General features: G+C 41.2%; 18 protein-coding genes, 1 other RNA gene, 1 pseudogene and 1 other annotated feature. Of the genes and pseudogenes, 18 read left to right on the forward strand and 2 right to left on the reverse strand.

Going from position 1 to position 18,758, the window contains the following annotated elements:
* Positions 1–132 precede the first annotated feature (132 nt).
* The 6 genes from ulaG (at position 133) to perR (ending at position 8,627) form a co-directional block, all read left to right on the forward strand.
* Positions 133–1,224, forward strand: coding sequence for an L-ascorbate 6-phosphate lactonase (gene ulaG, locus A3GS_RS0101880; RefSeq protein ID WP_018363730.1), 1,092 nt, complete (start codon positions 133–135; stop codon positions 1,222–1,224).
* Positions 1,225–1,383: 159 nt separating this feature from the next.
* Positions 1,384–3,357, forward strand: a complete 1,974-nt coding sequence (gene tkt / locus A3GS_RS0101885; RefSeq protein ID WP_018363731.1) for a transketolase — start codon at positions 1,384–1,386, stop codon at positions 3,355–3,357.
* A 387-nt stretch (positions 3,358–3,744) separates the two neighbouring features.
* Positions 3,745–3,990, forward strand: a binding site (T-box leader).
* A 141-nt stretch (positions 3,991–4,131) separates the two neighbouring features.
* On the forward strand, positions 4,132–4,869 hold the full coding sequence (locus tag A3GS_RS0101890; RefSeq protein WP_018363732.1) for a cyclase family protein: 738 nt from the start codon (positions 4,132–4,134) through the stop codon (positions 4,867–4,869).
* Positions 4,870–4,949: 80 nt separating this feature from the next.
* The gene (gene polA, locus A3GS_RS0101895; protein WP_026216230.1) at positions 4,950–7,586 is read left to right on the forward strand and encodes a DNA polymerase I; all 2,637 of its coding nucleotides are present in this window, start codon (positions 4,950–4,952) and stop codon (positions 7,584–7,586) included.
* Positions 7,587–7,618: 32 nt separating this feature from the next.
* A complete protein-coding gene (locus tag A3GS_RS0101900) occupies positions 7,619–8,047 on the forward strand; it encodes a CoA-binding protein (protein WP_018363734.1) in 429 nt (142 codons plus the stop codon).
* 103 nt (positions 8,048–8,150) lie between these two features.
* Positions 8,151–8,627 carry a peroxide-responsive transcriptional repressor PerR gene (perR, locus tag A3GS_RS0101905; RefSeq protein ID WP_018363735.1) on the forward strand — a complete coding sequence of 159 codons (477 nt, stop codon included), beginning with the start codon at positions 8,151–8,153 and terminating at the stop codon, positions 8,625–8,627.
* Between the two features lie 43 nt (positions 8,628–8,670).
* Here perR and A3GS_RS0101910 read toward each other — a convergent pair whose 3' ends face one another.
* A complete protein-coding gene (locus tag A3GS_RS0101910) occupies positions 8,671–9,471 on the reverse strand; it encodes a DUF975 family protein (protein ID WP_018363736.1) in 801 nt (266 codons plus the stop codon).
* Between the two features lie 195 nt (positions 9,472–9,666).
* Here A3GS_RS0101910 and tgt point away from each other — a divergent pair, with 195 nt between their 5' ends.
* The 12 genes from tgt to A3GS_RS0101960 all read left to right on the forward strand — a co-directional run bounded on the left by tgt (position 9,667) and on the right by A3GS_RS0101960 (position 18,447).
* Positions 9,667–10,809 (forward strand): tRNA guanosine(34) transglycosylase Tgt, encoded by a 1,143-nt coding sequence (gene tgt, locus A3GS_RS0101915; RefSeq protein WP_018363737.1) that lies wholly within the window; start codon positions 9,667–9,669, stop codon positions 10,807–10,809.
* 133 nt (positions 10,810–10,942) lie between these two features.
* A complete protein-coding gene (locus A3GS_RS12160; RefSeq protein WP_420805162.1) occupies positions 10,943–11,248 on the forward strand; it encodes a CHY zinc finger protein in 306 nt (101 codons plus the stop codon).
* Positions 11,248–11,787, forward strand: a complete 540-nt coding sequence (locus A3GS_RS0101920) for a biotin transporter BioY (RefSeq protein ID WP_018363738.1) — start codon at positions 11,248–11,250, stop codon at positions 11,785–11,787. Before A3GS_RS12160 ends, A3GS_RS0101920 begins: the two co-directional genes overlap by 1 nt.
* Before the next feature lie 81 nt (positions 11,788–11,868).
* A complete protein-coding gene (locus A3GS_RS0101925; protein WP_018363739.1) occupies positions 11,869–12,645 on the forward strand; it encodes an MBL fold metallo-hydrolase in 777 nt (258 codons plus the stop codon).
* A complete protein-coding gene (gene tadA / locus A3GS_RS0101930; RefSeq protein WP_026216231.1) occupies positions 12,645–13,166 on the forward strand; it encodes a tRNA adenosine(34) deaminase TadA in 522 nt (173 codons plus the stop codon). Before A3GS_RS0101925 ends, tadA begins: the two co-directional genes overlap by 1 nt.
* Before the next feature lie 22 nt (positions 13,167–13,188).
* An RNA gene (ffs, locus tag A3GS_RS12165) (signal recognition particle sRNA small type) lies at positions 13,189–13,274 on the forward strand.
* A gap of 137 nt (positions 13,275–13,411) precedes the next feature.
* The gene (locus tag A3GS_RS0101935) at positions 13,412–14,761 is read left to right on the forward strand and encodes a glucose-6-phosphate isomerase (protein WP_018363741.1); all 1,350 of its coding nucleotides are present in this window, start codon (positions 13,412–13,414) and stop codon (positions 14,759–14,761) included.
* A 132-nt stretch (positions 14,762–14,893) separates the two neighbouring features.
* Positions 14,894–15,658 (forward strand): hypothetical protein, encoded by a 765-nt coding sequence (locus A3GS_RS0101940; protein WP_018363742.1) that lies wholly within the window; start codon positions 14,894–14,896, stop codon positions 15,656–15,658.
* A 20-nt stretch (positions 15,659–15,678) separates the two neighbouring features.
* On the forward strand, positions 15,679–15,852 hold the full coding sequence (locus A3GS_RS12855) for a hypothetical protein (protein WP_018363743.1): 174 nt from the start codon (positions 15,679–15,681) through the stop codon (positions 15,850–15,852).
* Positions 15,849–16,457 (forward strand): DUF4230 domain-containing protein, encoded by a 609-nt coding sequence (locus tag A3GS_RS0101950; RefSeq protein WP_018363744.1) that lies wholly within the window; start codon positions 15,849–15,851, stop codon positions 16,455–16,457. The genes A3GS_RS12855 and A3GS_RS0101950 overlap by 4 nt, the downstream gene beginning before the upstream one ends.
* A gap of 99 nt (positions 16,458–16,556) precedes the next feature.
* Positions 16,557–17,255, forward strand: coding sequence for a 2,3,4,5-tetrahydropyridine-2,6-dicarboxylate N-acetyltransferase (dapD, locus tag A3GS_RS0101955; RefSeq protein WP_018363745.1), 699 nt, complete (start codon positions 16,557–16,559; stop codon positions 17,253–17,255).
* A 49-nt stretch (positions 17,256–17,304) separates the two neighbouring features.
* Positions 17,305–18,447, forward strand: coding sequence for an N-acetyldiaminopimelate deacetylase (locus A3GS_RS0101960; protein ID WP_018363746.1), 1,143 nt, complete (start codon positions 17,305–17,307; stop codon positions 18,445–18,447).
* A gap of 179 nt (positions 18,448–18,626) precedes the next feature.
* Here A3GS_RS0101960 and A3GS_RS12620 read toward each other — a convergent pair.
* A pseudogene (locus A3GS_RS12620) lies at positions 18,627–18,758 on the reverse strand (IS4 family transposase); the annotation flags it as partial.

Genomic DNA, 18,758 nt, shown 5'->3' on the forward strand with positions numbered 1-18,758 from the left:
TAGCCTTTAGCACTTCAGCCCACTTTTGCACACTCGTCTGTGTATATCTTGGTCTTTTTTGAAAACGTTTTTAGAGATATACTATTACTGTAAACAAACAAAATAGTAATTTTCACGAGGGGGAAATGTAAAATGGCTAATGTTAAAGATATTACAAGAGAATCATGGATTTTAAGCACATTCCCAGAATGGGGAACTTGGCTCAACGAAGAAATCGAAGAAGAAGTGGTGCCAGCAGGCAACTTCGCCATGTGGTGGCTAGGTAACTGCGGTGTTTGGATTAAAACACCTGGCGGAGCAAATGTTGTTATGGACCTCTGGTCAAACCGTGGTAAATCTACTAAAAAAGTAAAAGATATGGTTTGGGGTCACCAAATGGCCAACATGGCTGGTGTTCGTAAGTTGCAGCCAAACCTTCGTGTCCAACCAATGGTTATCGATCCATTTGCCATTAATGAATTGGATTACTATCTTGTATCTCACTTCCATAGTGATCATATTGATATCAATACAGCAGCGGCAATCGTTAACAATCCAAAATTAGACCATGTTAAATTTGTAGGTCCATACGAATGTGGTGAAATTTGGAAAAAATGGGGGGTTCCAGAAGATCGTATCGTTGTTATTAAACCGGGTGAAAGCTTTGAATTTAAAGATATCAAAGTGACAGCTGTTGAATCCTTTGACCGTACTTGTCTGGTAACACTTCCAGTTGAAGGTGCTAAAGAAAACGATGACAATCTTAAAGGACTTGCCGTGACTGATGAAGAAATGGCTCGCAAGGCTGTCAACTATATTTTTGAAACACCTGGTGGAACCATCTATCACGGTGCTGACTCTCACTTCTCAAACTACTTTGCTAAACACGGTAAAGATTTTGATATTGATGTTGCCATCAACAACTATGGTGACAATCCGATAGGTATTCAGGATAAGATGACCTCTATTGACCTTCTTCGTATGGCTGAAAATCTTCGTGCTAAAGTTATCATCCCTGTTCACTATGATATCTGGTCAAACTTCATGGCATCAACAGATGAAATTTTGGCTCTTTGGAAAATGCGTAAAGAACGCTTGCAATATCAATTCCATCCATTCATTTGGGAAGTCGGCGGTAAATACACTTATCCACAAGATAAGGACAGAATTGAATACCATCACCCACGTGGATTTGATGATGCCTTTGAATATGATTCTAACATTCAATTCAAAGCACTTCTGTAATCCAAGTTGCTTCTTACCTGAGCAAATATGATGTTGGTAGACTTGGTTTAACCTGCAACATACTTGAAGTGGAACATGAAGACTCAATTTAATTAACAATTCAATACCTGCATGTCGCACGATGTGCGGGTATTTTAAACGAAAAAGAAAGGAATTTTTATGTCAGATTTATCTGTTAATGCTATTCGCTTTTTAGGTATAGATGCCATTGAAAAATCTAAATCTGGTCACCCTGGTGTGGTTATGGGTGCGGCACCCATGGCTTACAGTCTTTATACAAAACACCTTCGCGTTAATCCTGCTGTTCCAAACTGGATTAACCGCGACCGCTTTATTCTTTCGGCAGGGCATGGCTCAATGTTGCTTTATGCTTTGCTACATTTGTCAGGTTTTGAAGACGTTTCAATTGATGAAATTAAGAATTTCCGTCAATGGGGTTCTAAAACACCTGGACATCCAGAATTTGGTCACACCATGGGTGTGGATGCCACATCTGGCCCTCTTGGTCAAGGTATTTCAACCGCTGTTGGTTTTGCGCAAGCAGAACGTTTTCTAGCTGCTAAATACAATCGTGAAGGTTATCCAATTTTTGACCATTATACTTATGTTATCGCTGGTGATGGTGACTTCATGGAAGGTGTATCTAGTGAGGCATCTTCCTATGCAGCTAAGCAAAATCTTGATAAGTTGATTGTTCTTTACGATTCAAATGATATCTGCTTGGATGGTGAAACAAATGATGCTTTTACGGAAAATATCCGTGCTCGCTACGACGCCTACGGCTGGCATACAGCCTTGGTTGAGGACGGGACAGATATCAATGCTATTAGCTTAGCCCTTGAAGAAGCTAAAGCTGCTAACAAACCAAGTTTGATTGAAGTGAAAACGGTTATTGGATACGGTGCTCCGAGTAAAGGTGCTACCAATGCCGTTCACGGTGCACCTCTTGGTGCTGAAGAAGCTGCTGCAACACGTAAGAATCTTGGTTGGGATTATGCACCATTTGAAGTACCTAAAGAAGTTTACGCTGATTTCAAAGAAAATGTTGCCGACCGCGGTCGTACTGCTTACGATGCTTGGTCAAACCTTGTTGGTGAGTATCGTCAAGCTTATCCAAATCAAGCGCGTGAAGTGGATGCTATTATTGCCGGGGAAGACCCTGTGACTATTACTGAAGCTGATTTTCCGACTTATGAAAATGGATTCTCGCAAGCGACTCGTAATTCATCACAAGATGCCATCAATGCAGCTGCGGCTGTTTTGCCAACTTTCTTAGGTGGTTCAGCTGACTTGGCACATTCAAATATGACCTATATCAAAGAAGATGGGCTTCAAGATGCTGACCACCCGCTTAACCGTAATATTCAATTTGGTGTCCGTGAATTTGCCATGGGTACAGTCCTCAACGGTATGGCGTTGCACGGAGGACTTCGTGTTTACGGTGGTACTTTCTTCGTCTTCTCAGATTATGTAAAAGCTGCGATTCGTCTGTCAGCTCTGCAAGGCTTACCGGTTACTTATGTCTTCACTCATGATTCTATCGCAGTTGGTGAAGATGGTCCGACTCATGAACCAATCGAACACTTGGCTGGTTTGCGTGCTATTCCTAACTTGACCGTCCTTCGTCCAGCGGATGCACGTGAAACGCAAGCAGCATGGTGCTATGCTTTGACAAATAAGACAACGCCAACGGCGCTTGTTTTGACCCGCCAAAATTTAGAAGTAGAAGAAGGTTCAAGTTTTGCTTCAGTAAGTAAAGGAGCGTATGTTATTTACGAATCAGGGCCAGACTTTGATACCATTCTTTTGGCATCTGGTTCAGAAGTTAATTTGGCTGTCAAAGCAGCTAAAGAATTGGTTGCTCAAGGTGCTAAGGTGCGTGTGGTTTCTGTACCATCAACAGATCTTTTTGAGACACAACCAGATGGCTACAGAGAAGCCATTTTGCCAAAAGCAGTTCGCCGTCGTGTAGCCATTGAAATGGCTGCAACACAGCCTTGGTACAAGTATGTAGGTCTTGATGGTAAAGTGATTGGAATTGACAAATTTGGGGCATCCGCACCAGCAGCCGAAGTTATTGAAAAATATGGTTTTACGGTTGAAAATGTAGTTAATACGGTCAAGAGTTTGTAATAGACTCACCTAATTTTTGCTAGCCTCTCATCGGCTAAGCAATCCATTTAACGATTTTTCAATATTACCACTTCACAAGAATGATGAAGAAACAAACCCTTTCTCTTGTTTAGTCGATGATGTTTTATAATATTTTTACAAATTTAGTTGAGATGCAGAATTGCAGTCAGGACTATGCTAGCACAGCCATAATCTCTTATTGTGCTTATCCTAGCTTCATCTGAGTCTCTACTGAATTAATCACTGAAAAATCATTAAACACAGGTCAATATGATCTGTGTTTTTAAACTTCTTATAAAGAAAAATGATAGCCAACAATAAAAAAGTTAAATAGCTAAAAATGTTGAGTTTAAAAGGGTTGCAGGATATAATAAATTTAATCAAATAAGCATCATGTTGATAAGAAAAGTAAGAGCGAAAACTTACTCAGAGAGCCTTTATCTGGTGAAAAAAGGTTAAGTTAGCGGTTTGAAAATGGTCTTTGAATGATAACAGTCAAGGTTGCTACCGAAATTGTTACGGGTAAGCCCGATACAGCTTTCCAGTATATCAAGTTTTCTTGTGTACTGACAGAGTTGGTGTTTGTGAGAATACCAAGAATTCAAGGTGGTAACGCGTTTTCACGTCCTTGCAAGGCATCGGTCTTGTGGGGCTTTTTTATTGGTATGGTGTAAGGAGGATCTTTATGACGGAAAATAACTTCGTTATCAAGATAGTGGAAATCGGAAGATGCACAGTTTTATATCAATAATATCGCAATAAAAGGAGAAAATTATGACAAATTTACAAGCGGCTTATCAAACGTTGAAAGAGGCACAGTGGGTGGATTTAACGCATCAGATTAATGAAACAAGTCCCCACTTTCCCGCGCTCCCAGCCTTGAAAAAGCAGGATATTTTCACACTAAAAGATGGTTTTCATGTTCAGGAATTTTCAGTTGTAAGGCAATATGGAACGCATATTGATGCGCCAATTCACTTTGTTGAAGGTGGACGCTGGCTAGATGAAATTGATCTGAAAGACTTTCTTTTGCCACTTTATGTTATGGACAAGTCTCAGGCTGTTGCGAAAAATCCCAATTATGAATTGACCAAGGAAGATGTTTTGGCATTTGAAGCAGAAAATGGTCAGATTGAGGCGGGGAGTTTTGTGGCCTTTCGCAGCGACTGGTCCAAGCGTTGGCCTGACCAAGATGCTATTCGAAATCTGAATAGTCAAGGCATTCAGCAAACGCCGGGGTGGTCTCATGATGCTTTGGAATTTTTGATTCACGAACGCCATGTCAAAGCTGTTGGGCATGAGACGCTAGATACGGACAGTGGCCGTGCGGCGGCACAGAATGGTCGCTTGGTAGAAGAATATTATCTTTTAGAGCAGGATATTTACCAGTTGGAGTTGCTGACTAATCTTGACCAAGTGCCTGCAAGTGGTAGTTTGATTGCGATTGCTTTTCCACACTGGGAAAAAGCAACAGGGTCACCAGTCCGAGCAGTGGCTATTATCAATGATTGAGTGCTCAGCGCAGCTATTTTCCAGCCAAAGTGCAAGGGCTCTAAGCGCTTTTTAAGTCGCTTCTATGTTATAATAGATTCATGGAAAACAAGAAGAAATTACTATTGATTGATGGGTCTTCTGTTGCCTATCGTGCCTTCTTTGCACTTTACCAACAGATTGACCGTTTTAAAAATGGCAACGGTCTGCACACCAATGCTATCTATGGCTTTCATCTCATGCTAAACCATCTGCTAGAACGTGTGCAACCGACACATGCTTTAGTGGCCTTTGATGCTGGGAAGACAACCTTTCGTACGGAGATGTTCACAGACTACAAAGCGGGGCGTGCTAAGACGCCTGAGGAATTCCGTGAGCAGTTGCCTTACATTCGTGATATGCTAAAAGGATTAGGTATCCGCTTCTATGATTTAGAAAATTATGAGGCTGATGATATCATCGGGACTTTTGATAAGCTGGCTGAAAACGAAGATGAATACGAGGTAACTATTGTCTCAGGTGACAAGGACTTGATTCAGCTGGCGGACAATAATACTGTTGTTGAGATTTCTAAGAAGGGTGTAGCAGAATTTGAAGAATTTACTCCTGCCTATCTCATGGAAAAAATGGGCATCACGCCAAAACAGTTTATTGACCTCAAGGCGCTTATGGGAGATAAGTCAGATAATATCCCTGGTGTGACGAAAATCGGTGAGAAGACTGGACTCAAACTGCTCCTAGAACATGGTAGTCTGGAAGGTATCTATGAGAATATTGATTCCTTCAAGGCTTCCAAGATGAAAGAAAATCTCATCAATGACAAGGAACAGGCTTTCTTATCTAAGACTTTGGCGACTATTGATACTCAAGCGCCTATCACTATTGGATTGGACGATATTACTTATGCTGGACCAGATGTGGCTACCTTGAGTAAGTTCTACGATGAGATGGATTTCAAGCAGTTCAAGTCTAAGCTGGATTTGAGTGGTCAAGTTGAAGAACGCGAGATTAGCTATACTGAGGTGACTCAGGAATCTGATCTTGCCGTATTAGCAGATGATTTTTTCTATTTTGAGATTTTGGGTGAGAATTACCACACCGAAGAGCTGATTGGTTTTGCTTGGGGGAATAGCAGAGCTATCTATGCTAGTACCGATATAAACTTACTCAAATCTCAGGCTTTTAGGGCTGCCTTTGCTCAACCTATCAAGACCTATGACTTCAAACGCAGCAAGGTTTTGTTAAGTCATCTGGGGATTGATTTGGTTGGCGCTAAGTTTGATAGTCGTCTTGCCAAGTACCTACTGTCCACCGTTGAAAATAATGAATTATCAACCATTGCGGAGCTTTATGGCAAATTCCCACTAGCTAGCGACGAAGTGGTCTATGGTAAAGGAGCTAAACGCGCCATTCCCGAAAAAACTGTCCTGCTCAGTCACTTAGCTAAAAAAGTGCAAGTGTTGCTGGAGACTGAACAGCCTATGACTGACCAGTTGAACCAAAACGATCAGCTGACGCTTTTGACGGAGATGGAGCAGCCTCTGGCTAATGTTCTAGCCAAAATGGAAATCGCAGGCATTAAGGTAGAGCGTCAGACTTTAGAAGCTATGCAAGCTGAAAATGAAATCACTTTGGGTCAGCTGACTGAGGATATCTATGAGCTAGCAGGTGAAGAATTTAACATCAATTCGCCCAAGCAGCTGGGAGTCATCCTTTTTGAGAAATTACAGTTACCTTTGTCAGCCACTAAGAAAACTAAAACGGGCTACTCAACAGCTGTGGATGTTCTAGAAAAATTAGCGCCAATCTCACCGCTGGTTTCTAAGATTTTGGAATACCGTCAAGTGGCTAAAATTCAATCAACTTACGTCATTGGACTGCAGGATTCTATTCTCCAAGATGGCAAAATTCACACGCGCTACTTGCAAGATTTAACTCAGACAGGTCGTTTATCTAGTGTGGATCCGAATTTGCAGAATATCCCTGTTCGTCTTGAACAAGGTCGTCTTATTCGTAAGGCTTTCGTACCTGAGTGGAAGGATAGTCATTTGCTTAGTTCTGATTATTCACAGATTGAACTGCGTGTACTGGCACATATCTCAGGTGATAAGCATCTGATTGAGGCATTTAGACAAGGGGCTGATATTCATACGTCAACAGCCATGCGTGTCTTTGGCATTGAAACAGCAGAGGACGTGACGCCAAATGATCGTCGCAATGCTAAAGCTGTCAATTTTGGTATTGTTTATGGTATTTCAGACTACGGTCTGGCTAATAATCTGGGGATTCCACGAAAAGTCGCTAAGCAGTACATTGACACTTACTTTGAGCGTTATCCTGGCATTAAAAATTACATGGATAGTATTGTGCGTGAGGCAAAAGACAAGGGTTATGTTGAAACACTCTTCCATCGCCGTCGTGAATTACCGGATATCAATTCTCGTAATTTTAACGTGCGTAGTTTTGCGGAGCGGACAGCTATCAATTCACCTATTCAAGGCAGCGCAGCCGATATTCTCAAAATTGCAATGATTAACTTGGACAAAGCGCTGGTTGAAGGTGGTTTCAAATCTAAAATGTTGCTGCAGGTGCATGATGAAATCGTCCTTGAGGTACCAGATAATGAACTGGAAATTGTGAAAAATCTGGTTAAGGAAACCATGGAGTCAGCTATTGACTTGTCGGTGCCTTTAGTTGCTGATGAGAATGCTGGTAAAACTTGGTATGAGGCTAAGTAAAAAATAGTGAGGGCTAAAGAGGAGGTTCTAAGATGACTTATGAATTTCAAAATCCTGAACAAGCTGTTATTAACGACTACTTGAAGAAGGCTAAAACGATTGCGATTGTTGGTCTGTCTGCTAGAGAAGAAACGGCAGCCTATGGTGTAGCAAAAGTCCTGCAGGAAGCTGGTTACAAGATTATCCCTGTCAATCCGCGTGCGGCTGGTAGTCAGATTCTTGGCGAAGCTGTCTATGCAAGTTTGCAGGATGTCCCTGTCCACATTGATATTGTGGATGTCTTCCGTCGTAGTGAATTTTTGGCCGACGTGGCTAGAGATTTCATTGAAACGGATGCGGATGTCTTCTGGGCACAGCTTGGGCTGCAAAGTCGAGAAGCAGAAGAGGTTTTACAGACAGCTGGACGTGACAAGATTGTTATGAACCGTTGTCTTAAAATTGAGTATCGTCAGCTGGACTAAGTTAGTATGAGCTGAGTCCGTTCCATTTTGATTGAGCCTTTTTTCCTCTCAAATCATGAAATTGTGATATAATACTTGTGATAAAAAGGATAAGGAGAGGCTTATGGACCCTCATTCACATCATCATCAACCCTTAGATGCCTATGAAAATGTCCTAGAGCATCTGAGATCCAAACATATTCGTATTACAGAGACGCGCAAGGCCATCATTGCCTATATGGTTAATAGTCGTGAACATCCTAGCGCAGAAAAGATTTACCAAGATCTTTTGCCTAGCTACCCTAATATGAGCTTAGCGACGGTCTATAATAACTTGAAAGTATTGGTTGACGAAGGGTTTGTTTCTGAGCTCAAGCTCTGCAATTACAGCACGACATACTATGATTTCATGGGACACCAGCATATCAATATTGTTTGTGATTCTTGCGGTAAAATTACTGATTTTATGGATGCGGAAGCTATTGATATTAGCAAGGAAGCCCATGAGCAGACTGGCTATAAAATCACTAATATCCAAATTTTAGCTTACGGTATTTGTCCAGAATGTCAGGCTAAGCAAAATCAAAAGAAGTTAGATTAATCAATCTAACTTCTTTTTTTGCATTATGCCATAAAAAATTTGCCTACTGTTTTAAAGTTTTAGACGAAGATAAGTTTTCTTGCCTTTTAATTAATTCCTCGTAAAATACCAATCGGGCAGTTGTCACGTAAGGCAGTAGGTAAAAATAAACTAGTCCGAAAGTCAGGGCAGTTAGGAGATACCATCCGATGAAACTCAGTTCCAGAAGGAACAATTTCCATTTGTAGCCCTTCATCAACTGGCTGCTCTCGGCTAAAATTTGTCTAGATCCTTGGTAGGTTCCGCTGGTGTTCTTGTCGTACAAGATATACTCTGCCATGCTATAAGCATAGGTCTTAATCATGACTATTCCTAATCCAGCTAGATAAATAAGGCCACCTAAGCTTATCAAAATCCATGGAATAACTCCAATTATCTGAAGACCTGTTGGCAGTAAGAAAAAAATTCCTAAACCAATTAACGCTAATCCTGCTGCCCAAATGAGAGACCAGAGGAAAATATAGAACCATCTCAAAAGTAGGGTCAGTAGGAGTTTTGAAAATATTTCAGCCGAGAAGACTAGATTAGCATCGGCAAAGCTGACAACATCTCGTTTTTTCCGTATATAGTCTAGCATGGTATAGCTGGCTGAAGTAACAAAAAGAGCCAGCAGTAAGTCAATTAGCAGAGGGAAGAAACTAGCCGATGCAGAAATAGAAATTCCTTGCAAAGAAACAAGAGTCTGGTGAACACTCAAAGTTCCTGAAAAAATAGACAAGAGAATGGCAGTTAGAAAAAGCTGATATTTTCCTGATAGATTTTGAAGAATTTCTCTTGCTCGTTGGCGAATATCATAAGATTTCATAAAAGGTTCTCCTTTGTCCTCACATTATACCACATTTAGAGCGAAAGCATGACAAGTGCTCGAATTTTTGATAGAATTGATAAGGTTTGTGACCTCTTTGAGACGCTTGTGAAATAGCAGAGCTGACTGACAAGCTCGGGGTTACTTGAAAAAAGTCAGGACTGTTTTTCCTGAAGTATAAGGAGCTATATAGAAATGTCAGATTATCCGATTAAATATCGTTTAATTAAGAAAGAGAAACACACTGGAGCTCGCTTGGGTGAGATTATCACGCCACATGGGACGTTCCCTACGCCAATGTTTATGCCGGTTGGAACGCAGGCTACGGTCAAAACGCAGAGCCCAGAAGAACTTAAAGAAATGGGTTCAGGTATTATTCTATCAAATACTTATCACCTATGGCTGCGCCCTGGCGATGAATTGATTGCCCGTGCTGGCGGCTTGCACAAATTCATGAACTGGGACCAAGCTATCCTGACAGACAGTGGTGGTTTTCAGGTTTATTCCTTGGCGGATAGCCGCAACATCACCGAAGAAGGTGTAACCTTCAAAAACCACCTCAATGGTGCTAAGATGTTCCTGTCGCCTGAGAAGGCTATTTCTATTCAAAATAATCTAGGTTCTGACATCATGATGTCTTTTGATGAATGCCCTCAATTCTACCAGCCCTATGATTATGTCAAAAAGTCAATCGAACGCACCAGCCGTTGGGCAGAGCGTGGACTTAAAGCCCATCGTCGTCCGCATGACCAGGGTCTCTTTGGGATTGTACAAGGTGCAGGTTTTGAAGATCTGCGTCGCCAGTCAGCACATGACTTGGTAGGTATGGATTTCCCAGGTTACTCCATTGGTGGCCTAGCTGTTGGTGAATCTCACGAGGAAATGAATGCCGTGCTGGATTTTACAACACCACTTTTGCCTGAAAACAAGCCGCGTTATCTTATGGGAGTTGGGGCGCCTGATAGTCTGATTGATGCTGTTATCCGTGGTGTCGACATGTTTGACTGTGTACTTCCAACGCGTATCGCTCGCAACGGAACCTGCATGACCTCGGAAGGCCGCCTAGTTGTCAAAAATGCTCAATACGCAGAGGATTTCACCCCACTTGATCATGATTGTGATTGTTACACATGCAAAAATTACACACGTGCCTACATTCGTCACTTACTTAAGGCTGACGAAACTTTTGGCCTACGCCTGACCAGCTACCACAACCTTTACTTCTTGGTCAATCTCATGAAGAAAGTCCGCCAAGCTATTATGGATGACAACTTGCTTGAATTCCGCGAAGATTTTGTAGAACGCTATGGTTACAATAAGAGCGATCGTAATTTCTAATACATTATGAAGCTTGAAACGATTGTTTCAGGCTTTTTTTACTTGAATTCCAAAAAGTGTCAACCTATATATAAAAATAGGTTGACTAAAATAAAATGAAGTAGTATACTTTGTTAAATGGTTGGTGATTATAATGATTTATGGAATTGATTTTGATAGTGAGGGAAGATGCCAACACTATCACACAGAACGTGACGTTGTTGCTTTGAAGTGTGGCAAGTGTCAGGAATATTTTGCTTGTTATCAGTGTCATGACCAGTTGCGAGATCACCCTTTTGAGCCTGTTTCAGTAGACGATGATGCACCGGTGCTTTGTGGCAGTTGTCGTCATACGTTAACTTTTACGGAGTATAAAAAAGGGTTTTGTCCTTATTGTCACCAAGCCTTTAATCCAAAGTGTCAGCTACATGAGACTATTTATTTTTCAAGGAGTTACTAATGAAAGATACAAGAAGTTTACTTTACATTGCCATGATGGCAACTGTTCTTATCGTTCTGGGCTTTATTCCAGGAATTCCCTTAGGTTTTATCCCTGTTCCCATTATTTTACAAAATTTGGGTGTTATGTTAGCGGGAGTTCTTTTAGGTGGGAAAAAAGGAAGTTTATCTATCCTTTTGCTTTATTTGCTTGCCTTGTTTATTCCTGCTTTTTCTGGGAATACACTCTTACCTGTTTTAGCAGGGCCAACAGCGGGGTATGTCATTTCTTGGGTCTTTGTTCCTTTACTGGTTGATTTTGGTTTGAAACGTTTCAATAAGCCTTCCCTCTTACTCCAATTTGTCGTTATTTTTCTCGCTGGAGTTATCTTTGTGGACTTTATCGGTGCGGCATGGTTAGCGTCTTACACCCACATTTCCCTTGCCAAGTCCCTTCTGTCAAATCTGATTTTTATTCCTGGAGACACTATAAAAGCTGTTATTGCCACTATTATTTCTTATAAATTTGCGGGTAGCCTCAATGTGAAAAATAAAATATAGATAATTGAGAGAGAAGGTTAATCAGCCTGTCTTTCTCTTTTTTGATATAATAGAGCTATCAAGTACAAAGAAGGTGTTTTTATGAAACTAACAACGCTTGGTTGCTGGGGGGCCTACCCTTATAAGGACGGTGGAACAACCTCTTATCTGCTGACAGGTCATGATGGTTTTCAGCTGCTGGTTGATTGCGGCAGCCGTGCTGTGACAGAGCTGGAAAAGGAAATCAGTCCGTTAGAATTAGATGCGGTTATCATTTCCCATTATCATCCTGACCATGTAGCTGACTTGGGGGTACTGCGCCACTATTTTCAACTTTATCCCAAGCATCTCTGGGAGCCTAAGATTTTGCCCATCTACGGACATGATGAGGATGCCTACGAGTTTGGCAAACTGACTCTTGATGGTGTCTCGCAGGGTCTGGCTTATGATGTTAAGGGTGTGCAGCAAATCGGACCTTTCGACATCACGTTCATTAAAACAGTGCACCCTGTGCCTTGCTATGCCTTTCGTATTGTAGAGCATGCAACAGGGCAAGTATTTGTCTTCACGGGTGACACAGGTTATTTTGATGATTTGGCGCAATTTGCCGCAGGCGCTGACCTCTTTTTGGCGGATGTTTACCTTTACGAAGGCAATGAAAATCACATCGCTCATTTGACGACTAAGGAGGCTGGAGAAATTGCTAGCGCGGCTAAGGTAAAACGTCTAGTCTTGACCCACATGCCGCCAGTACCGCCAGCAGGCATTGCTCCAGACAACCATCTAGAAATCCTCAGAAGCCAGACTGAGGCCTACTCAAATGGCATTCCGGTAGAATTGGCTGTGCCCCATAAATCATGGGAAATCGGTGACTGCTGATGACCGATTTCACTCAGGCAGAAAAAGAGTTTTTTATGGCAGAAGCCTTGAAAGAAGCTCAAAAATCACTAGCTAAAGAAGAAATTCCCATCGGCTGCGTTATCGTCAAGGACAGCCAGATTATTGGTCGCGGTCACAATGCGCGTGAGGAACTTAATCAAGCTATTATGCATGCCGAAATTATGGCTATCAACCAAGCCAATATCTATGAAGGAAATTGGCGCCTGTTGGATTGTACGCTCTTTGTGACCATTGAGCCCTGTGTCATGTGCAGTGGAGCCATTGGCTTGGCACGCATTCCACAAGTTATCTATGGCGCCCCAAATGCTAAATTTGGCGCTGCCGGCAGCCTTTATAACATTCTAACCGATGAGCGTCTCAATCACTGTGTGAAAGTAGAGACAGGGGTTCTTGAGGAGGATTGCGCAGCAATTATGCAAAACTTCTTCCGTCAAGGCCGTGAGCGCAAAAAGGAAGCCAAGCGTCTAGCTAAATTTCAGGAAAGCCAAACGCTTGCATAATCTTTGATTTATGTTATAATAATCCATGGAGCAACATCTGCGCGTGAAGTGGGTCAGGGGAGGAATCCAGCAGCCCTAAGCGGTGTCAGGTGTGTGCTCTTTTTCTTTGATTATTTTCAGAAATTATGTCATTTTTTCTGAAAATGACTGTCAACTTTTTTTATGAATTTTATCATTAAAGGATTGAAAAAAAGACTATAAAGAGGTATGATAAGAGAGATATCATTTACGGAGGAAATTACTTAATGGCACATATTAAATTTGATTATTCAAAGGTATTAGAAAAATTTGTTGGTCAACACGAAGTTGACTATCTTCAAGGACAAGTAAGTCAAGCTGATAAAATGCTACGTGAGGGAACTGGTCCTGGTTCAGATTTTCTTGGTTGGCTTGATCTTCCAGAAAACTATGATAAGGAAGAATTTGCTCGCATTCAAAAAGCAGCAGCAAAAATCCAATCTGACAGTGAAGTGCTTGTTGTTATCGGTATCGGTGGTTCTTACCTTGGCGCCCGCGCAGCGATTGATTTCTTAAGCAATCATTTTGTTAACTTGCAATCTGCTGACAAACGCAAAGCCCCACAAATCCTTTACGCAGGTAACTCAATTTCATCAACTTATTTGGCTGATTTAGTAGAGTATGTTGCAGATAAAGATTTTTCAGTTAATGTGATTTCTAAGTCAGGTACGACTACTGAGCCAGCTATCGCTTTCCGTGTTTTCAAAGAACTTTTGGTTAAAAAATACGGTCAAGAAGAAGCTAACAAACGTATCTACGCTACTACTGATAAAGTTAAAGGTGCTGTTAAAGTTGAAGCTGATGCTAACGGTTGGGATACATTTGTAGTTCCAGACAACATTGGTGGGCGTTTCTCAGTACTCACAGCCGTAGGTCTTTTGCCGATTGCAGCTTCAGGCGCAGACATCACTAAATTGATGGAAGGTGCTAACGCAGCTCGTAAAGAATACTCATCAGATAAACTTTCTGAAAATGAAGCTTACCAATATGCAGCAGTCCGCAACGCTCTTTACCGCAAAGGCTATGCGACTGAAATCTTGGTGAACTATGAACCATCACTTCAATACTTCTCAGAATGGTGGAAACAATTGGCTGGTGAATCAGAAGGTAAAGACCAAAAAGGTATCTATCCAACATCAGCAAACTTCTCAACAGACCTTCATTCACTTGGTCAATACATCCAAGAAGGTGCTCGCATTCTCTTTGAAACGGTGGTTCGTGTTGACAAACCACGCAAGAACGTGATTATCCCTGAACTTGCTGAAGACCTTGACGGACTTGGATACCTTCAAGGTAGAGACGTTGACTTTGTTAACAAGAAAGCGACAGATGGTGTTCTTCTTGCCCACACAGATGGTAATGTGCCAAACATGTTTATCACTTTGCCAGAACAAGACGAATTCACTTTGGGTTACATCATTTACTTCTTTGAATTGGCAATCGCTCTTTCAGGTTATCTTAACGCTGTTAACCCATTTGACCAACCAGGTGTAGAAGCTTACAAACGTAACATGTTCGCCCTTCTTGGCAAACCAGGTTATGAAGAACTCTCAGCAGAGTTAAATGCTCGTTTGTAAGAGACTAAAATCCTTTCCTTTCGAGGAGGGATTTTTCTTTGCCTTCGTTTCCAAAAATCTTTCAAAACTCTTTTCTGAAAGCGCTTGACAATATATATATAATGGTTTCGAGAAAATTTTGGGAGAATGATTATGAAAAAAATATTATTACCAAGTGTTACTCTCTTAGCTGCCTTGGTATTAGTTGGCTGTTCATCTACCTCGGGTGAGACTTCTAAGATGCAACAATCTAGTGAGAATTTAAAGGTGAAGAGTTCTAGTTCGTCAGAGGAGGCAGATACGGCTATGGAATTATGGGAAAAGTTAGCTGATAATTCTAAGTCTGTAGAAGAGATATATGTTACAGGAGATATTACCGTAGGAGAGAATCAAGAAGTGAAGGCTGGTATCTACGATTTACAAGTAACGGGTGGTTCTGGAAATATTTCTGTGGAACATGGTATCTATATTCCAGGTTTCACATCAAATTATTGGATAGCAGGAGCAGCTGATAGCGGTAGTGACTATCCAAATGTTATTCGTGTCGCTCTATTGAACGAGTTAGTCTTAAAATTCTCGGATATTTCAAAGATTAAGCTGACTGCTGTTCCTAAGACAGTTACAATGACTGACCAGCTTGGTATTGGAAATTATATTGTTGGAAGAGATATTAAAGCAGGAACTTATAAATTAAGTACGAATATGATAATGGATCCTCAATTTGACAATTTAGGCTGGAATATTTCCATTGCTAATATAGATACAGGTAAAAGTCGTAGTCAAACTTTCAACCCAGGTAATCAAGATGTCGCTGTTAAATTGGAAGATGGGGAAATGATTACGACAAATTTTGATAATACTCAATACGGGGTATCTTCTGATACAGCTAGATTGATTTTTACTCAAGTTAACGAATGATTTTTGAGTGGGGTAGAAAAATGTTGAAAGATTTATTGGGTAAGATTTTAGAAGACAAAGTTGTTAATACCAATGGCTATACGCGTTCAGATACAGGAACAGAGGTTCATTCCTATTTGCGAACACATCCTAAAAATCAAGGCTTAAGTAAAAAAGTTACAAAATCAATTATTGAAGGTATAAAGAAAAAATGAAAGTTTTAAAAAGTATTTTTAGTTTTAAAGTTTATGTATGGATTCTCGTGGTTGTATGTGCTGGTTTCGCTGCAATGTGGTTTATCGGCTCTAAACAATCAAGTGATCCTAAGCTTCAAATAAATAGTCAAGTCAAGTATATTGAAAAGGTTGAAGAAGTTGTTTTTCTTAATGCAGGTATCCAAAAAGTGATCAAAGCATCTGATTCAAGTAAAGTCTTCGGAGTAGAAATTCCATTTTCAAAGAAAACGGCTTTGATTATTATGAATTATAAAGCAAAATTTGGTATTAAGAAAAAAGTAAACATCAAACAGAGTGGAGAAGGGAGTTATATTGTTACGGTTCCTAAGTTTGAAGTTATCGGAATTGAGCTAGTTGAAAAGAATCCATATGAACTTTATGATACCGATGGAGAGTTGCTAAGTTTGGGTACGAAAGATATTGATACAGCAAAGCTCGTTTCAAAAGAACTATCAAATAAAAGTCAGAAACAATATTTAGAACAATATGGAGATGCTATTAAGGAATCTGCAACTGAATATTATAAAAACTTGTTTGCATCTATTGATGATAGTTTAAGGGTTAAGGTTGAATTTAAAGACTAAACTGAGAGCTTTTGCTCTCTTTTTACATCAAAAATCTACCAAATATTCCGACGATTTGATATAATAGGAGTTACTAATCTAATGTAATTGGAGAAATATATGACTGCACAAAAGATGTCTGCGCAAGAAATCATTGCTTTTATTGGAAATGCTGAGAAAAAAACGAATGTCAAGGTGACTTTTGAAGGGACTTTGGCGGCTGAAGTGCCTGCTTCAGTGGTGAAACTGGGCAACGTTCTTTTTGGCGACTGGAAAGATGTTGAGCCACTTTTGGCTAATCTGACGGAAAACAAAGACTATGTCGTAGAGCAAGATGGCCGCAATTCAGCTGTGCCATTGCTTGATAAACGCCACCTTAACGCCCGTATCGAACCAGGTGCCATTATCCGCGACCAAGTCACTATAGAAGACAATGCTGTGGTTATGATGGGGGCTGTTATCAATATCGGTGCTGAAATTGGCGCTGGAACCATGATTGATATGGGAGCTATTCTTGGTGGTCGTGCAACTGTTGGTAAAAACAGTCATATTGGAGCAGGTGCCGTACTTGCGGGGGTCGTTGAGCCGGCTTCAGCGGAACCTGTTCGCATCGGTGACAATGTCTTGGTTGGGGCAAACGCTGTTGTTATCGAAGGTGTTCAAGTTGGTAATGGCTCTGTTGTCGCTGCGGGAGCTATTGTTACTCAAGACGTTCCTGAAAATGTTGTCGTGGCTGGTGTGCCTGCGCGTGTCATCAAGGAAATTGATGAGAAAACACAACAAAAAACAGCCCTTGAAGATGCACTTCGTCATTTATAATATAAAAAAGAGCTTGGTTTAGTCCAAGCTTTTCTAAAAGGAAAAAAGTATGACTTTAGATTTAATTAAGATTCGTCGTGATTTGCACCAAATTCCTGAGATTGGTCTGGAAGAATTTAAAACGCAAGCCTATCTCTTAGAGCGGATTGCTGAAATCACAGTTGGTAAAGATTTTGTGGAGCAACGTACTTGGCGAACAGGGATTTTGGTCTTTCTGAAAGGTTCCGCACCTGAAAAGACTGTCGGCTGGCGCACCGATATTGATGGCCTGCCAATCGTTGAAGAGACAGGACTTGACTTCAAGAGTGAGCACGAAGGGCGGATGCATGCCTGTGGACATGACATGCACATGACAACGGCTCTTGGTTTGCTGGATGTCATGGTTCAAGAACAACCCAAAAATAATCTACTCTTTCTTTTTCAGCCAGCAGAGGAAAATGAAGCTGGCGGTATGCTTATGTACCAAGACGGTGCTTTCGGTGACTGGTTACCTGATGAATTTTATGGTTTGCATGTGCGTCCAGATTTCAAGGTTGGGGATATTGCGACCAATACCAGTACGCTTTTTGCAGGTACGTGTGAAGTTTTCATTACCTTCAAGGGCAAAGGCGGTCATGCTGCCTTTCCACACGAGGCCAATGACGCTCTTGTTGCAGCATCTTACTTTATCACTCAGGTGCAAACTATTGTCAGTCGTAATGTTGATCCGATTCAAGGTGGTGTTGTCACTTTCGGTTCCATGCATGCTGGAACAACTAACAACGTCATTGCGGAGACTGCCCAGCTTCATGGGACCATCCGCACACTGACTCAGGACATGAGCCTGCTCATTCAAAAGCGCGTGAGAGAGATTGCAGAGGGTGTGGCTGCCAGCTTTGGTATGGAAGTTAATGTTCAGCTCAAGCAAGGAGGCTATTTGCCGGTTGAAAACAACCCTGAACTCGCGGCTAATTTGATGGCCTTTTTTGACAATAGCCCAGCTGTCAACCTGATTGACTGTCCACCAGCTATGACGGGAGAGGACTTTGGCTACCTTCTGCATCAAGTCCCTGGCGTTATGTTCTGGCTCGGTATTGATACACCTTATGCCCTCCACCATCCAAAGATGAGCCCTAAGGAAGAATCTCTGCCATTTGCTGTAGAAAATATCAGCGCTTTCTTAAAAACAAGAGTTAATGAAACAGAAAACTAGGCTAGCAAAATAGCTTGACTGATGAGAAAATAGAGATGACGTCAGTGGCAATGTCATTAAGTTAAGTCTTTAACCAATTGAAGAAACTATTCCCGTCTGAGCAGTTGACGACAAGACGGGAATAGTTTTTGTATTTAGGGCGCACAAAAAGGAAGGTTTTTAACCCAATTTTTTAACTATTATGATATTCTATAAGTGAAGCTTACGGGAGCCTGGCTTTTTATCTTTCTTTGGAAGGTTCGATTGGGTCGAATAATAGATAGGTGCTTGGCAATGTAGGTTTCTAATTGGAAGGAAGTAAGTTCTTCTCT

Source organism: Streptococcus caballi DSM 19004 (assembly GCF_000379985.1).
Lineage (GTDB): Bacteria > Bacillota > Bacilli > Lactobacillales > Streptococcaceae > Streptococcus > Streptococcus caballi.

What these genes read in the sequence shown, in the direction of transcription:
- ulaG (WP_018363730.1), top strand. Translation starts at nt 133, where the DNA reads ATGGCTAATGTTAAAGATATTACAAGAGAATCATGGATTTTAAGCACA.
- tkt (WP_018363731.1), top strand. Translation starts at nt 1,384, where the DNA reads ATGTCAGATTTATCTGTTAATGCTATTCGCTTTTTAGGTATAGATGCC.
- A3GS_RS0101890 (WP_018363732.1), top strand. Translation starts at nt 4,132, where the DNA reads ATGACAAATTTACAAGCGGCTTATCAAACGTTGAAAGAGGCACAGTGG.
- polA (WP_026216230.1), top strand. Translation starts at nt 4,950, where the DNA reads ATGGAAAACAAGAAGAAATTACTATTGATTGATGGGTCTTCTGTTGCC.
- A3GS_RS0101900 (WP_018363734.1), top strand. Translation starts at nt 7,619, where the DNA reads ATGACTTATGAATTTCAAAATCCTGAACAAGCTGTTATTAACGACTAC.
- perR (WP_018363735.1), top strand. Translation starts at nt 8,151, where the DNA reads ATGGACCCTCATTCACATCATCATCAACCCTTAGATGCCTATGAAAAT.
- A3GS_RS0101910 (WP_018363736.1), bottom strand. Translation starts at nt 9,471, where the DNA reads ATGAAATCTTATGATATTCGCCAACGAGCAAGAGAAATTCTTCAAAAT.
- tgt (WP_018363737.1), top strand. Translation starts at nt 9,667, where the DNA reads ATGTCAGATTATCCGATTAAATATCGTTTAATTAAGAAAGAGAAACAC.
- A3GS_RS12160 (WP_420805162.1), top strand. Translation starts at nt 10,943, where the DNA reads ATGATTTATGGAATTGATTTTGATAGTGAGGGAAGATGCCAACACTAT.
- A3GS_RS0101920 (WP_018363738.1), top strand. Translation starts at nt 11,248, where the DNA reads ATGAAAGATACAAGAAGTTTACTTTACATTGCCATGATGGCAACTGTT.
- A3GS_RS0101925 (WP_018363739.1), top strand. Translation starts at nt 11,869, where the DNA reads ATGAAACTAACAACGCTTGGTTGCTGGGGGGCCTACCCTTATAAGGAC.
- tadA (WP_026216231.1), top strand. Translation starts at nt 12,645, where the DNA reads ATGACCGATTTCACTCAGGCAGAAAAAGAGTTTTTTATGGCAGAAGCC.
- A3GS_RS0101935 (WP_018363741.1), top strand. Translation starts at nt 13,412, where the DNA reads ATGGCACATATTAAATTTGATTATTCAAAGGTATTAGAAAAATTTGTT.
- A3GS_RS0101940 (WP_018363742.1), top strand. Translation starts at nt 14,894, where the DNA reads ATGAAAAAAATATTATTACCAAGTGTTACTCTCTTAGCTGCCTTGGTA.
- A3GS_RS12855 (WP_018363743.1), top strand. Translation starts at nt 15,679, where the DNA reads ATGTTGAAAGATTTATTGGGTAAGATTTTAGAAGACAAAGTTGTTAAT.
- A3GS_RS0101950 (WP_018363744.1), top strand. Translation starts at nt 15,849, where the DNA reads ATGAAAGTTTTAAAAAGTATTTTTAGTTTTAAAGTTTATGTATGGATT.
- dapD (WP_018363745.1), top strand. Translation starts at nt 16,557, where the DNA reads ATGACTGCACAAAAGATGTCTGCGCAAGAAATCATTGCTTTTATTGGA.
- A3GS_RS0101960 (WP_018363746.1), top strand. Translation starts at nt 17,305, where the DNA reads ATGACTTTAGATTTAATTAAGATTCGTCGTGATTTGCACCAAATTCCT.